The following is a 14,082-nucleotide window of genomic DNA, read 5'->3' as shown; positions in this document are numbered from 1 at the left end:
ACCTCCCTGCGGGTCCACGGCATGCGTTGTCGCAGGCCGACGTCATTGGTGCCAGAAACTTACCCCGAACGGTCGTTCAGCGGATAGCTCCTGCCTGCCACATCGAGCGCACCGAACGGCGACTCGGGACGGTCGGGCGGAGCGGGCCCGGGGACGGGTCTGGCGGCCCGACGCCGGGCCGTGGACGGCCCTGGTCAGGCTACGGCGTAGCCGGCGAGCCGGTCGCCGACCTCCTCGGTGCGCAGCGGCGCACCCGGCGTACGGCTGGCCAGCTCGGCACCGACCGCGGCGGTGACCCGCGCGGCGGCGTCGGCGTGGCCGAGCTGGTCGAGCAGCAGCGCGGCCGAGAGCACCGCGGCGACCGGGTCGGCGACGCCGCGCCCGGCGATGTCCGGCGCGGAGCCGTGCACCGGCTCGAACATCGACGGGTAGCGCCCCTCCGGGTTGATGCAACCGCTGGCCGCCAGGCCGATGCCGCCGGTCACCGCGGCGGCGATGTCGGTGAGGATGTCGCCGAACAGGTTGTCGGTGACCACCACGTCGTACCGCTGCGGGTTGGTCACCAGGAACATCGCGGCGGCGTCGACGTGCTGGTACTCGGTGGCCACGTCGGGGTGCTCGGCGGCGACGGCCTCGAAGGCACGCGCCCACAGCGAGCCGGCGTGGGTCAGCACGTTGGTCTTGTGCACCAGGGTGACCTTGCGGCGCTCCCGGCGGCCGGCCCGGGCGAAGGCGTCCCGGATCACCCGCTCGACGCCGTGCCGGGTGTTGAGGCTCTCCTCGGTGGCCACCTCGGCCGGGGTGTTCCGGTGCAGCGCACCGCCGGCGCCGGCATACAGGCCCTCGGTCCCCTCGCGGACCACGACCAGGTCGACCTCGCCCGGCTTGACGGCGGCCAGCGGGGCGGGCACGCCCGGCCATAGCCGCGACGGGCGCAGGTTGACGTACTGGTCGAAGGCGAAGCGGAGCTTGAGCAGCAGGCCACGCTCCAGCACGCCCGGCGGCACGGTGGGATCGCCGACCGCGCCGAGCAGGATCGCGTCGTGCCCGGCCAGCTCGTCGAGGACCGAGTCGGGCAGCACCTCGCCGGTGCGGTGGTAGCGGGCGGCGCCGAGGTCGTACTCGGTGGCCGTCACGCCGGGGAGCACGGCGTCGATGACCTTGCGGGCCTGCGCGACCACCTCGGGTCCGATCCCGTCTCCGGCCACCACCGCGATCCGTGCCACCACACGCTCCTCAAACTCGTCGGTCCCGGCAACGGTACGTCGTCGTCCCGGTTCCCGGTACGCGCCTTCCAACATTCGGGAAAGCTGGATGCTCAGGAGTCTCCCAGGTGGCATTCATGGTGCAGTCATCTCCGCTGCCTAGGGTCGGAGACGTCCGGGTCGGACGGGGGCCCGGGACCGGCTTCGCCGCGGCGCTGCGGCGTCGTCAGCGAGGGAGCGGATGCGATGCGGATCGACGAGCAGCGACCGGCCCGGTGGGCCGACGAGCAACCCCGGACCCGATGGATCGACCAGGCCGCCTTCCGCAGCCACCGCCCCGACCTGCGCCTCGGCGCCCGCAGCCACCGGCTGGACCGGGCCGGCGGCACCGCGGTCGACCGGATCAGCGTCCGGCACACCGTCCGCACCTCCACCGCCGAATACTCTCTGCTCTTGAACGCGCCCGAGTGGCTGGGCCACCGGGGCGTCGGCGAGGCGCTGCGGGACGCGGTCGCCGAACTGCGGGCCATCGACCTCACGTACGGGCCGAACCAGCCGGACAGCCTGGTGTCGAAGCTGCGGCGGGGCGAGATCAGCCCCGAGTCGTACCCGCCGCTGGCGGACCTCGTGAACCGCTGCGCCGCCATGCGGGCGGCGACCGACGGGTGGTTCGACGCCTGGGCGGTGCCGGGCGGCTTCGACCCGGGTGGCCTGCTCAACGGCTGGGCGGTGGAACGCGCCGCGGCCCGGTTGCGCGCCGCCGGCGTCCACGACTACGCCGTGCTCTCCGGCGCCGACCTCACCGTACGCGGGCACGCCGCGCACGGCGGCCCGTGGCGGGTGGCCGTGCACCATCCCACGGACGCGCAGCGGGCGCCGCTGGTGCTGGAGATGACGGCCGGCGCGGTGGGCACCTCCGGGGTGTCCGGACGGCAGGGGCACGTGGTGGACCCGCACACCGGTGAGCCCGTCGACCAACTCGTCGCCGCCACCGTGGTGGGACCGGACCTCACGGTGGCCGACGCCTACGCCACTGCCCTGTACGCCGCCGGGCCGGCCGGGCTGGCCTGGTTCCGCAACGGTTCGGACTACCGGGCGCTCTTCGCCCACCGCCGGCGCTGAACGCGTCGACACTCGACACCCGTCGCCCCGCCTTCGCACCCGGGACGCGGGCCGCGATCGGCCCCCACGGTCTCGGCAACGACCGTGGGGGCCGGTCAGCGACGAGTGCACGTGGCTCGCGCAACCGAGGGGTGCGGACCTGATTGGGCCGGGCGTCCGACCGCGTCACCCGAAGACGGGCCGGAGTCTCAACTCAGTCCGTGACCGCACAGGTACGCTAGCCAATCGACGTAACTCGACGCAAGAGGCTCCACAGCGGACCGTCATCCCAGCCCGCGCACACTGGCCAGCGGCGGGGCAGGCGTGACGGCGCGGACCGGGGATGGCACGCTGTCCGCCGTGAGTTTCGATCTGAGCGTGTGGGCCCTGCCGGCCGGAGCCACGCCCGACGACGTACGGGCGGCGGTGCAGCGGTGCCGCGAAGGACGGCACGGCGAGCGTCACCCCGACCCGAGGGTGGTCGGTTTCTACCGGGCGATCACGGCCGCCTATCCCGATCGCCCGGCCCGCCCAGGCACGCCCTGGGCGGTCGCCCCGCTGCACGCGGCCGCCGACCACGTGGAGATGAACCTCATCCCCACCTGCGAGGACCAGGTGCTGCTCGACATCGAGCGGCTGGCCGGCGAGCACGACCTGATGCTCTACGACGTCCAGGACGGCACGGTCTACCCGCCGCCCACCCGCGTCGCCCGCTGATCGCCGGGTACGACGAGGGGCCCGGCCGTGCGGCCGGGCCCCGGGTTCGTCGTGTGTGGACTACTCGTCGCGCAGGTCGGCCGCGCTGGCCGCGACCGCGCCGATCGAGTCGGCGGCCGAGCTGAGCAGGTCCGCGCCGAGCGCCTGGTCGACGGTGAGCGTCATCAGCGTCTCGCCACCGGCCTCCCGGCGGGCGACCTGCATGGCGGCGATGTTGACGCCGGCCTCGCCGAGCAGGGTACCGACGGTGCCGACCACTCCCGGCCGGTCGACGTAGCGCAGGAAGACCAGGATGCCCTCCGCGCCGATCTCGACGTCGAAACCGTCCACCTCGGTCAGCTTGAGGACGTCCCGAGCGCCGGCCTGGGTCAGGGTGCCCGAGACGCTGACCGTCCGCCCGTCCGGCAGCGCGCCGCGTACGGTCACCAGGTTGGGGTGGTCGATCGTCTCGGCCTGCGCGGTCAGCGCCACCTCGACCCCGCGCTCGGCAGCCAGGTGCGGCGCGTTGACGTAGGTGACCTGCTCCTCCACCACCGAGCTGAACAGCCCCTTGGTGGCGGCGAGCTTGAGCACCGACACGTCGTGGTTGACGATCTCGCCACGCACCTCGACGGTGACGCTGGCGGCCACCCCGCCGGCCACCGCGGTGAAGGCCCGGCCCAGCTTCTCGGCCAGCGGCAGCAGCGGCCGGACGTCCTCGGCGACCACGCCGCCGGCCTGCACGTTCACCGCGTCCGGCACGAACTCGCCCTGGAGCGCCAGCTTGACGCTCTTGGCCACGGCCAGACCGGCCTTGTCCTGCGCCTCGTGGGTGGAGGCGCCCAGGTGCGGCGTGGCCACCACGTTGTCGAAGGCGAATAGCGGGGAGGAGGTGCAGGGCTCCTTGGCGTAGACGTCGACGCCGGCGCCGCCGACCCGGCCCTCGGCGATCGCGTCCGCCAGCGCCTGCTCGTCGACCAGGCCACCCCGGGCGGCGTTGACGATCCGCACGCCCGGCTTGACGATCGCGAGTTCCTTCTCGCCGATCAGACCCACCGTCTCCGGCGTCTTGGGCAGGTGGATCGAGATGAAGTCGCTCTCCCGCAGCAGCTCCTCCAGCCCGACCAGGCGGACGCCGAGCTGGGCGGCACGGGCCGGCTGGATGTACGGGTCGTACGCGATCAACCGGGTGCCGAAGGCGGCGATGCGCTGCGCGAAGAGCACGCCGATGCGGCCGAGGCCGACCACGCCCACGGTCTTGCCCTGGACCTCCACGCCGGTGTACTTGGACCGCTTCCACTCCCCCGCCTTGAGCGCCGCGCTGGCGCTGGCGGTGTTGCGCGCCACGGCGAGCAGCAGCGCGACGGCCTGCTCGGCGGCGGAGACGATGTTGGAGGTGGGCGCGTTGACGACCATGACGCCCCGGGCGGTGGCGGCCGGCACCTCGACGTTGTCCAGGCCCACGCCGGCCCGGGCGACCACCTTCAGGCGCGGCGCGGCGGCGATCGCCTCGGCGTCGATCTGGGTGGCACTGCGTACGATCACCGCGTCGGCCTCGGAGAGCGCGGACAGCAGGGCCGGACGGTCGGTGCCGTCGACGTGGCGCACGTCGAAGTCGTGCGCAAGCACCTCGATGGCGGCAGGGGCGAGTTCTTCGGCGATCAGTACGACAGGATTCATCGGTCCTCGTAGACGCTCGTATGCGGTCGGCCTGGCACGCCCGGACGCCGCGCTGCGTCCTGCGCTGAACCGTGCCGTGGCCGTTCGGTGCCGGCTACGCACCTATCAGCGATCGTAGGGTGCACCCCGGCCAGCATGTCCCGGAGTATGGGGTGAGCGCCCTCACACAGCCGCCCGTATCGCGCTGCCGCACCGGCTGGCCCGGCCCGCCCCACTCCGGAGCGGCCCGCGGCTGGCCGAGGCGTTGGTCACCCGGTCCCAGCAGGTGAGCCTCCGCAGCCACGGCCCGGCGCACAGCCGCCGCGACGCGCCCGCCCCCGTTCACGACGAGGCCGTCCCGATCGAGGAGCGGGCGGGATGACGGCAGTGGCCGCGTCCGGCGCCGGGGAGAGCGCCGGGCGCGGCCACCCGCTTGCCGGAGCCGTCAGGCGGTCTCGGTGATCGGCCGGTCGACCCAGCTCATCATGGCGCGCAGCTTCTGCCCGGTCTCCTCGATCGGGTGCGCCGCGCCCTCGGCCCGCCACTTGGCGAAGTTCGGCCGGCCGGCCTCGTCCTCGGCGACCCACTCGCGGGCGAACTCGCCGGACTGGATCTCGCCGAGGATCTTGCGCATCTCCTCCTTGACCCGGGAGTCGATGACCCGGGGGCCGCGGGAGAGGTCGCCGTACTCGGCGGTGTCCGAGATGCTGTAGCGCATCCGGGCGATGCCGCCCTCGTACATCAGGTCGACGATGAGCTTCAGCTCGTGCAGGCACTCGAAGTAGGCCACCTCCGGGGCGTACCCGGCCTCGGTGAGCACCTCGAAGCCGGTCTGCACCAGCGCCGCGGCGCCGCCGCAGAGCACCGCCTGCTCGCCGAACAGGTCGGTCTCGGTCTCCTCCGTGAAGGTGGTCTTGATCGCGCCGGCCCGGGTGCCGCCGATCGCCTTCGCGTAGGCCAGGGCCAGGCCGAAGGCGGTGCCGCTGGCGTCCTGCTCGACGGCGACCAGGCAGGGCACGCCCTTGCCGTCGACGTACTGGCGGCGGACCAGGTGACCCGGGCCCTTCGGGGCGACCATCGCCACGTCCACGTCGGCCGGCGGCTTGATCAGGCCGTACCGGATGTTGAAGCCGTGGCCGAAGAAGAGCGCCTTGCCGGGGGCGAGGTTGGGCGCGATCGCCTCGGCGTACAGGCCGCGCTGGGCGGTGTCCGGCGCCAGGATCATGATCACGTCGGCCTCGGCCGCCGCCTCGGCCGGCGTGAGCACCCGCAGGCCCTGCTCCTCGGCCTTCGGCCGGCTCTTCGAACCGGCGGGCAGGCCGATCACCACGTCGACGCCGGAGTCGCGCAGCGACAGCGCGTGGGCGTGGCCCTGGCTGCCGTACCCGATCACGGCGACCTTGCGGCCCTGGATCAGACCCAGGTCGGCGTCGTCGTCGTAGTACACCTCAACGCTCATTTACTTCCCTTTCGTACGGCGGTGCCCGGCGGCCCGTCGTGGACTTGTGCGGTGGTTCCAGCGGCGCGGGGCGCCGGCACGGTCGGGTCTCAGGCGGCGCGCAGCGCCGGGCCGGCGGTGATGGAGCGCGAGCCGCGCCCGATCGCCACCGTGCCGGACTGCACCATCTCCTTGATGCCGAAGGGTTCGAGGTCGCGCAGCAGCGCGTCGAGCTTGTCCGGGGTGCCGGTGGCCTCGATGGTCAACGTGTCCGGGGCGACGTCGACCACCCGCGCCCGGAACAGGTTCACCGTCTCCAGCACCTGGCCACGGGCGTTGCGGTCCGCGCGGACCTTGACCAGCAGCAACTCCCGGGCCACCGAGACCTGCGGGTCCAGCTCAACGATCTTGAGGACGTTGACCAGTTTGTTGAGCTGCTTGGTCACCTGCTCCAGCGGGGACGACTCGGCGTTGACCACGATGGTGATCCGGGAGACGTCGGGGTTCTCGGTCTCCCCCACGGCGAGGCTGTCGATGTTGAAGCCGCGCCGGGAGAACAGCCCGGACACCCGGGCCAGGACACCCGGCTTGTTCTCCACGAGCACGGACAGCGTGTGCATGGTCATGCCACGACCTCGCTCCGCTCGGTCGCGTCATGACGCGACATGGGGCTGAGTTTGATGATTCGCTCGCTGCGCTCGCTCATTTACAGTTCGTCCTCGTCGAAGGCGGGGCGGACGCCCCGGGCGAACATGATCTCGTCGTTGCTGGTGCCGGCCGCGACCATCGGCCAGACCATGGCGTCCTTGCCGACCACGAAGTCGATGACCACCGGCGCGTCGTTGATCGCCATGGCCGCCTCGATGACCTTGTCCACGTCGGCGGCGCTCTCGCAGCGCAGGCCGACGCAGCCCAGCGCCTCGGCGAGCTTGACGAAGTCCGGGATGCGGTGCTTGTGGGTGCCCAGCTCGGTGTTCGAGTAACGCTCCCCGTAGAACAGGGTCTGCCACTGCCGGACCATGCCCAGGTTGCCGTTGTTGATCACGGCGACCTTGATCGGGATGCCCTCGAGCGCGCAGGTGGCCAGCTCCTGGTTGGTCATCTGGAAGCAGCCGTCGCCGTCCACCGCCCAGACCGTGGTGTCCGGCTTGCCGACCTTGGCGCCCATCGCCGCCGGGACGGCGTATCCCATGGTGCCGAGGCCGCCGGAGTTGAGCCAGGTGTACGGCTTCTCGTACGAGATGAACTGGCTGGCCCACATCTGGTGCTGGCCGACGCCCGCCACGTAGACGGTGTCCGGGCCGGCGATCTCGCCCAGCCGCTTGATCACGTACTGCGGCGACAGGGTGCCGTCGGCCGGCTCCTCGTACCCGAGCGGGTACCGCCGGCGCAGGTCGTCGAGCTGGTTCCACCAGTCGCCGAGGTCGGCCGCCGGCCGGGCCGCCTGCTCGGTGGTGACGGCGGCGATCAGCTCGTCGATCACGTGCCGGGCGTCGCCGACGATCGGCACGTCCGCGTGCCGGTTCTTGCCGATCTCGGCCGGGTCGATGTCGGCGTGCACCACGGCGGCGTCCGGCGCGAACGAGTCGAGGCGGCCGGTGACCCGGTCGTCGAAGCGGGCCCCGAGCGCCACGATCAGGTCGGCCTTCTGCAGGCCGTAGACCGCGGCGACGGTGCCGTGCATGCCGGGCATGCCCAGGTGCTGCCGGTGCGAGTCGGGAAACGCGCCGAGCGCCATCAGGGTGGTGACCACCGGGATGCCGGTCAGCTCGGCCAGCCGGCGCAGCCCCTCGGTGGCGCCGGCCTTGAGCACGCCGCCACCGACGTAGAGCACCGGGCGGCGGGCGATGGTCATCAGCCGGGCCGCCTCGCGGATCTGCTTGCCGTGCGGGTGCAGGGTCGGTCGGTAGCCGGGCAGGTCGAGGGTGGGCGGCCAGACGAAGGTGGTCTGCGCCTGGAGGACGTCCTTGGGGATGTCCACCAGGACCGGACCCGGCCGGCCGGTCGCGGCCAGGTGGAACGCCTCGGCCAGCACCTGCGGGATCTCGTCGGCCGTCTGCACCAGGAAGTTGTGCTTGGTGATCGGCAGGGTGATGCCCTGGATGTCCGCTTCCTGGAAGGCGTCCGTGCCGATCGCCGGACGCGCGACCTGGCCGGTGATCGCCACCATGGGCACCGAGTCCATGTACGCGTCGGCGATCGGGGTGACCAGGTTGGTCGCGCCCGGGCCGGAGGTGGCCATGCAGACCCCGACCTTGCCGGTCGCCTGGGCGTACCCGGTGGCGGCGTGGCCGGCGCCCTGCTCGTGGCGGACCAGGATGTGCCGGACGGCGGAGTCGTAGAGCGGGTCGTACGCCGGCAGGATCGCGCCGCCCGGAATGCCGAAGACGACGTCGACGCCGAGGGCCTCAAGTGACCGCACCAGCGATCCGGCGCCGGAGACCTGCGCCGAGGCGGGCTGCCGTACGGCCGGGGCGGACCCGTTGCGGGGGGTGGTGGCGTGGTCGGCGGCAGCGGCCGGCTCGGTGGCCGGGCGGGCTCGCCGGACGGAGTGGGCGAGGGTCTCGGGCGTGGGTCTCGTCATGGCGGTTCAAGCCTTCGGCTGGAGTGGGTGATGCGTTTCTCAGGGTGGAACGCGGGCGTCCCGGCGATGGTCCGACGGCAACAAAAACGGCCCACGTGCAGATGCACGGGGCCAGCGCACTCTCGCTCAGGGAGAGTGCGCTCAGGTAAGTACTCGCAGCGACCGGTTCGACGACATGTGGCTAAGCCTGACGCATCTCACGCGATGAGTCAACTGATCCCACATTTTGGTTAACGGACCTCGGCGTGTCGGCACCCGACGCGCCCCCGGCAGCCGGTGCGACCTGCGCAGATCCCTCGTTCGGGGGACGCGGGACGGGCACCGACGCCGGTGGATCTGACCGGAGCCGGGGCAGCAGCGGGGAGGCCGGGCGGACCGGCGCGGGCGGCGGGGCCGGCGGCACTGAGGCGGGCCGGGCGCCGGGCGAGGTGGCCGCCTCCAGCATCGCCTCCAGGTGCTCGGCCGGCACCCCCCAGCCGAAGAGCGCGCCCTGCCCGAACCGGCAGCCCGCGGCCACCACCGCGGCCAGTTCCGTGGGGGTGGTCACACCCTCGGCGATCACCTCCAGGCCGAGCTGGTGCCCGAGGCGCATGACGATGTCCACCATCGGGGCGAACGCCGGGCCGTCCCGGCCGACCGGACGGACCGGCTCGTGCTCGGCGACCAGGCTGTGGTCGATCTTGAGGATGTCGATCGGGAGCCGGCGCAGCTGCCCCAGCGAGGAGTAGCCGGCGCCGAAATCGTCCAGCGCGATCCGCACGCCGGTGCGCCGCAGCGCGGCCAGCCGGCGGATCAGCTCGTCCAGGTCGGTGGCGACCGCGTGCTCGGTGACCTCCAGCACCAGCCGCTGCGGCGGTACGTGGTGGGCGCGCAGCGCGTCGGCGACCTGAACCACGTACTCCGGGGCGTGCAGCTCGCGGGGCGAGACGTTGACCGAGACCCAGACGTCGTGCCCGTCGGCCAGCCAGCGGGAGAGCTGGTAGCAGGCCTGGTGCAGCACCCAGGCGCCCAGCTTCGAGATCATCCCGCACTCCTCGGCCAGCGGGATGAACTCGTCCGGCCGGACGTTGCCGAGTTCGGGGTGGTGCCAGCGGAGCAGCGCCTCGGCGCCGACCGGCCGGACCGACGGCAGCGAGGCCACCGGCTGGAACGCCAGGCGCAGCTCGTCGCGCTCGATCGCGCCGCGCAGCTCGTGCTCCAGCATGGTGCGCCGGCGCAGCAGTTGGTCGTACGTGGCGTCGTAGCGCTCGACCCGGTTCTTGCCCCGCTGCTTGGCGTAGCGCAGCGCCAGGTCGGCGTTGCGCAGCAGCAACTCGACGTCGGTCTGTCCGCTGCTGCGGGCCACCCCGATGCTGACCGAGAGGAAGACCGGCCCGTCCGCCTCCTCGTACGGGCGGCCGAGCACCCCGAGCAGCCGCTCGGCGACCGGCCCGGCGTCGCTCGCGCCGTGCATCAGCACCGCGAACTCGTCGCCGCCGAGCCGGGCGGCCAGATCGCCCGGGCGCAGGTTGCCGCGCAGCCGCCGGCCGACCTCGGCCAGCACCGCGTCGCCGACGTCGTGCCCACGCATGTCGTTGACGTTCTTGAAGCCGTCCAGGTCCAGCCCGAGCAGGACGCAGGGGACCCGGGCCTCGGCGCAGCGGTGCAGCGCCCGCAGCAGGCCTCGCCGGTTGGCCAGGCCGGTGAGCGGGTCGGTGTGCGCCAGCTCACGGAAGTGGGCCTCCCGCTCGGCCAGCCGGTCGGCGTAGTTACGTACGTCGTTGAGGGCGAGATATTGCCGGGCCACCAGGGCGAAGCCCTCGACGCTGCCGGCGACGATGCCCATCGCGTCGAACCCGCCGCCCTGGACCAGGTGGTACATCGCCGACGCGGCCATCGCGAGCATCGGCACGAAGGCGTACTCGCCGTCGCGGCGGATCAGGTCGACGTTCACCTGCCCGGGCAGGTCGACCCGGTGCACGGCCAGGGCGGCGGCCAGCAGGCCCGCGGCCAGCACCGCGGCGCCGGTGTGCACCATCACCGGACCGCCCTGACAGAGCCCGGCGGAGACGCCCAGTCCGCCGCCGATCATCCCGGTCAGCCCGGCCGCGAGCAACGCGAGCCGGCCGCGCGGCGGCGCGGCCCGCAGCACCACGATCAGGGTCAGCCCGGCGGTGACCGCCGCGCTGACCGTGGCCAGCCCGATGGGTACGCAGGCGATCGGGGTGGCCGCGCCGAGCAGCCGGGTCGGCGGGCTGAACAGGACCCAGCCGACGAACCAGAGCGCGCTGGCCATGATCAGGCCGTCGAGCAGCAGCCGGGCGGCCGCCGTCCGGGTCGCCGCGGCGCCGGGCAGCCGGAGCAGCGCGGCGCCGAGGGTGAGCGCGCTGAGCGTGCTGCCCACCGACACCAGGGTCGCCCAACCGGTCCGCTGCCCCTGCTCGTGGGCCCAGTGCGGGGTGGCGACCAGCGCGGCGGCCACCCCGACGAGGAGGGTGAGCAGGGTAATGCCGGCGGCCGCGGCGAGCAGCAGATGGGCCTGCCGGTGGGGCCCGACCCGGCGGCGGGCCGACCCGGCGAGCAGCGCGGTACCGGCGGCGGCGGCGAGCCCGCTCAGCACCGCGACGGTGACCATCCCCGGGGACGACTGCACGACCTCAACTGTGCCGGATGTGAGCACCCCGTGGGGCACCGGGTGTGCATCTGTTGGGACACGGCGCGCGCGGCCGGGGGCCGCCGGAACGACGGTGTCAGACTGGTAGTCATGCCTGAGCTGCGGTCGAGGACCTCCACCCACGGTCGGACGATGGCCGGCGCCCGGGCCCTGTGGCGGGCCACCGGGATGACCGACGACGACTTCGGCAAGCCGATCGTCGCCATCGCCAACAGTTTCACCCAGTTCGTCCCCGGTCACGTACACCTCAAGGACCTCGGCGGCCTGGTCGCCGACGCGGTAGCCGAGGCTGGCGGGGTGGGCCGGGAGTTCAACACCATCGCCGTGGACGACGGCATCGCCATGGGCCACGGCGGCATGCTCTACTCGCTGCCCAGCCGGGAGCTGATCGCCGACGCGGTGGAGTACATGGTCAACGCGCACTGCGCGGACGTCCTGGTCTGCATCTCCAACTGCGACAAGATCACGCCGGGCATGCTGCTGGCCGCGCTGCGGCTCAACATCCCGACCGTCTTCGTCTCCGGCGGGCCGATGGAGGCCGGCAAGACGGTGGCGATCGAGGGCGTGGTCCACTCCAAGATCGACCTGATCGACGCGATGATCGCCGCGTCGAACGAGTCGGTCACCGAGGACCAGCTCGGCCAGATCGAGCGCTCGGCCTGCCCGACCTGCGGCTCCTGCTCCGGCATGTTCACCGCCAACTCGATGAACTGCCTCACGGAGGCGATCGGCCTGGCGCTGCCCGGCAACGGGTCGACCCTGGCCACCCACGCCGCGCGCCGGTCGCTGTTCGTCGAGGCCGGCCGCACCGCGGTGGCGATCGCCAAGCGCTGGTACGACCAGGACGACGCCTCGGTGCTGCCCCGGTCGATCGCCAGCCGGGCGGCCTTTGAGAACGCCGTCGCGCTCGACGTGGCCATGGGCGGCTCGACCAACACGGTGCTGCACCTGCTCGCCGCCGCCCGCGAGGCGGAGCTGGACTTCGGGGTGGCCGACATCGACGCCATCTCCCGCCGGGTGCCCTGCCTGGCCAAGGTCGCGCCGAACTCGCCGCAGTACCACATGGAGGACGTGCACCGGGCCGGCGGCATCCCCGCCATCCTCGGCGAGCTGGACCGGGCCGGCCTGCTGCACCGGGACGTGCACGCGGTGCACTCCCCCAGCCTGCAGCAGTGGCTGGCCGACTGGGACGTGCGTGGTGGCTCGGCCACCCCCGAGGCGGTCGAGCTGTTCCACGCCGCCCCCGGCGGGGTGCGCACCACCGAACCGTTCTCCACCACCAACCGCTGGTCGTCGCTGGACACCGACGCGGCCGGCGGGTGCGTGCGGGACCGGGAGCACGCGTACAGCGCCGACGGCGGGCTGGCCATCCTGCACGGCAACCTGGCACCGGACGGCTGCGTGGTGAAGACCGCCGGGGTGCCCGAGGAGTGCCTGACGTTCCGCGGGCCGGCCAAGGTCTACGAATCGCAGGACGACGCGGTGTCGGCGATCCTGGCCAAGGAGGTCGTCGCCGGGGACGTGGTGGTGATCCGGTACGAGGGCCCGAAGGGCGGGCCGGGCATGCAGGAGATGCTCTACCCGACCTCGTTCCTCAAGGGCCGCGGGCTGGGCCGCTCCTGCGCGCTGCTCACCGACGGCCGGTTCTCCGGCGGCACCTCCGGCCTGTCCATCGGCCACGTCTCCCCGGAGGCGGCCTCCGGCGGGCTGATCGCGCTGGTCCGCGAGGGCGACGAGATCGTCATCGACATCCCGGCCCGGTCGATCCACCTCAACGTGCCCGACGACGAGATCCAGGCCCGCCGGGTCGCCGAGGAGAAGCGGGACCGGCCGTACACCCCGGCCGACCGGCAGCGGCCGGTGTCCGCGGCGCTGCGCGCGTACGCCTCGATGGCCACCTCGGCCAGCGACGGCGCCTACCGCCGGGTGCCGGAGTAGCAGGAGGGGTCCCCGGTCAACGCCTGCGGCACGGCAGGGGGCCCCTTCCTAACGCCAGTCCCGATAGGGTCCGCGTCGTGGAGACGACCATGAGCTACGCGCGACGGATCCGGCCGGTCATCGACCGGGTGTACGTGGGTGCCCGCTGGGCGGCCCGGGTCCGGATGGAGGCGTTCTACGCGGAGCGGGGCGCGGACCTCGGCGCGGAGAACAGCTTCTACTCCGGCGTGCTGGCCCGACCCATGCCGGCCGACGCGCTCGCCGACGGGCTGGTCTACACCTCCGGCAGCATGGACGCCGAGCTGGCCCAGGGTGTGCTGAAGGTGGACGCCGAGGGCACCTGGCACCTGACCGAGCTGGGCCGGGAGCTGGCGCTGTACGCGCAGCGGGCGACCGCCGAGGCCGCCGAGGAGCTGTGGTCCGCCGGGCCGCCGATGCTGCCCGGCCTGGCCTCGGTGCCCCGGCTCGCCGAGCTGGTCGGCCGGGTGCTGGCGCACGGGCTGGCCACCGGCGGGCCGGCGTTCCGCGCCATGACCCCGCCGTATGAGCCGGACGACGCCTCGCCGGCGCTGCTGCTCACCACCCGGCTCGGCTCGCTGCGCCACCATCGGGCCGACGCGCACCGGGCGGCGTGGCGGGCCGCCGGGCTGACTGCCGAGCAGATCAAGGCACTGCCCGACGGGCCGGAACGCGCGGCGATCGAGGCCGACACCGACCGCCGGGACGCGCCCGCGTACGCGGTGCTCACCGAGGACGAGCGGTGGGAGCTGCTCGCCGGCCTGGGGGCGCTGCCCGGCTGAGGCGGCCC

General features: G+C 73.2%; 10 protein-coding genes. 4 read left to right on the top strand and 6 right to left on the bottom strand.

Annotation, left to right across the window (positions count from 1 at the left end; genetic code table 11):
* Positions 1-194: 194 nt before the first annotated feature.
* Entirely contained in the window at positions 195-1,226 is a 1,032-nt protein-coding gene (locus ACFYML_RS08495; RefSeq protein ID WP_387419961.1) for a 3-isopropylmalate dehydrogenase, read from the bottom strand.
* Between the two features lie 225 nt (positions 1,227-1,451).
* Between ACFYML_RS08495 and ACFYML_RS08490 the strand changes: the two genes are divergently transcribed.
* Entirely contained in the window at positions 1,452-2,327 is an 876-nt protein-coding gene (locus tag ACFYML_RS08490) for an FAD:protein FMN transferase (protein WP_387419960.1), read from the top strand.
* Positions 2,328-2,666: 339 nt separating this feature from the next.
* Entirely contained in the window at positions 2,667-3,023 is a 357-nt protein-coding gene (locus tag ACFYML_RS08485) for a hypothetical protein (RefSeq protein ID WP_387419959.1), read from the top strand.
* A gap of 60 nt (positions 3,024-3,083) precedes the next feature.
* Here the strand turns inward: ACFYML_RS08485 and serA are convergent, their stop codons facing one another.
* The 5 genes from serA to ACFYML_RS08460 all read right to left on the bottom strand — a co-directional run bounded on the left by serA (position 3,084) and on the right by ACFYML_RS08460 (position 11,315).
* Complete coding sequence (gene serA / locus ACFYML_RS08480) at positions 3,084-4,682, bottom strand: phosphoglycerate dehydrogenase (RefSeq protein ID WP_387419958.1); 1,599 nt, start codon at positions 4,680-4,682, stop codon at positions 3,084-3,086.
* A 424-nt stretch (positions 4,683-5,106) separates the two neighbouring features.
* The gene (gene ilvC / locus ACFYML_RS08475) at positions 5,107-6,120 is read right to left on the bottom strand and encodes a ketol-acid reductoisomerase (protein ID WP_357433840.1); all 1,014 of its coding nucleotides are present in this window, start codon (positions 6,118-6,120) and stop codon (positions 5,107-5,109) included.
* A gap of 89 nt (positions 6,121-6,209) precedes the next feature.
* Positions 6,210-6,725 (bottom strand): acetolactate synthase small subunit, encoded by a 516-nt coding sequence (gene ilvN, locus ACFYML_RS08470; protein ID WP_073832451.1) that lies wholly within the window; start codon positions 6,723-6,725, stop codon positions 6,210-6,212.
* Positions 6,726-6,805: 80 nt separating this feature from the next.
* A complete protein-coding gene (locus ACFYML_RS08465; RefSeq protein ID WP_387419957.1) occupies positions 6,806-8,683 on the bottom strand; it encodes an acetolactate synthase large subunit in 1,878 nt (625 codons plus the stop codon).
* 181 nt (positions 8,684-8,864) lie between these two features.
* Positions 8,865-11,315 carry a putative bifunctional diguanylate cyclase/phosphodiesterase gene (locus ACFYML_RS08460; protein ID WP_387419956.1) on the bottom strand — a complete coding sequence of 817 codons (2,451 nt, stop codon included), beginning with the start codon at positions 11,313-11,315 and terminating at the stop codon, positions 8,865-8,867.
* Between the two features lie 111 nt (positions 11,316-11,426).
* On the opposite strand from ACFYML_RS08460, the gene ilvD reads away from it, so the two are divergent.
* Together ilvD and ACFYML_RS08450 are read left to right on the top strand one after the other, a co-directional pair.
* On the top strand, positions 11,427-13,274 hold the full coding sequence (ilvD, locus tag ACFYML_RS08455; protein WP_387419955.1) for a dihydroxy-acid dehydratase: 1,848 nt from the start codon (positions 11,427-11,429) through the stop codon (positions 13,272-13,274).
* 77 nt (positions 13,275-13,351) lie between these two features.
* Entirely contained in the window at positions 13,352-14,074 is a 723-nt protein-coding gene (locus tag ACFYML_RS08450) for a hypothetical protein (RefSeq protein ID WP_387419954.1), read from the top strand.
* Positions 14,075-14,082: the final 8 nt, after the last annotated feature.

This window comes from Micromonospora sp. NPDC007230 (assembly GCF_042869115.1).
In the GTDB taxonomy this organism is placed as follows: Bacteria; Actinomycetota; Actinomycetes; order Mycobacteriales; family Micromonosporaceae; genus Micromonospora.
The sequence above is the reverse complement of the archived record's forward strand: the minus strand, read 5'-3'. Positions and strand labels throughout refer to the sequence as shown.

Excerpts from the sequence above, each read along its gene's own strand:
- ACFYML_RS08490 (WP_387419960.1), top strand. The coding sequence starts at position 1,452 with ATGCGGATCGACGAGCAGCGACCGGCCCGGTGGGCCGACGAGCAACCC.
- serA (WP_387419958.1), bottom strand. The coding sequence starts at position 4,682 with ATGAATCCTGTCGTACTGATCGCCGAAGAACTCGCCCCTGCCGCCATC.
- ilvC (WP_357433840.1), bottom strand. The coding sequence starts at position 6,120 with ATGAGCGTTGAGGTGTACTACGACGACGACGCCGACCTGGGTCTGATC.
- ilvN (WP_073832451.1), bottom strand. The coding sequence starts at position 6,725 with ATGACCATGCACACGCTGTCCGTGCTCGTGGAGAACAAGCCGGGTGTC.
- ACFYML_RS08465 (WP_387419957.1), bottom strand. The coding sequence starts at position 8,683 with ATGACGAGACCCACGCCCGAGACCCTCGCCCACTCCGTCCGGCGAGCC.
- ilvD (WP_387419955.1), top strand. The coding sequence starts at position 11,427 with ATGCCTGAGCTGCGGTCGAGGACCTCCACCCACGGTCGGACGATGGCC.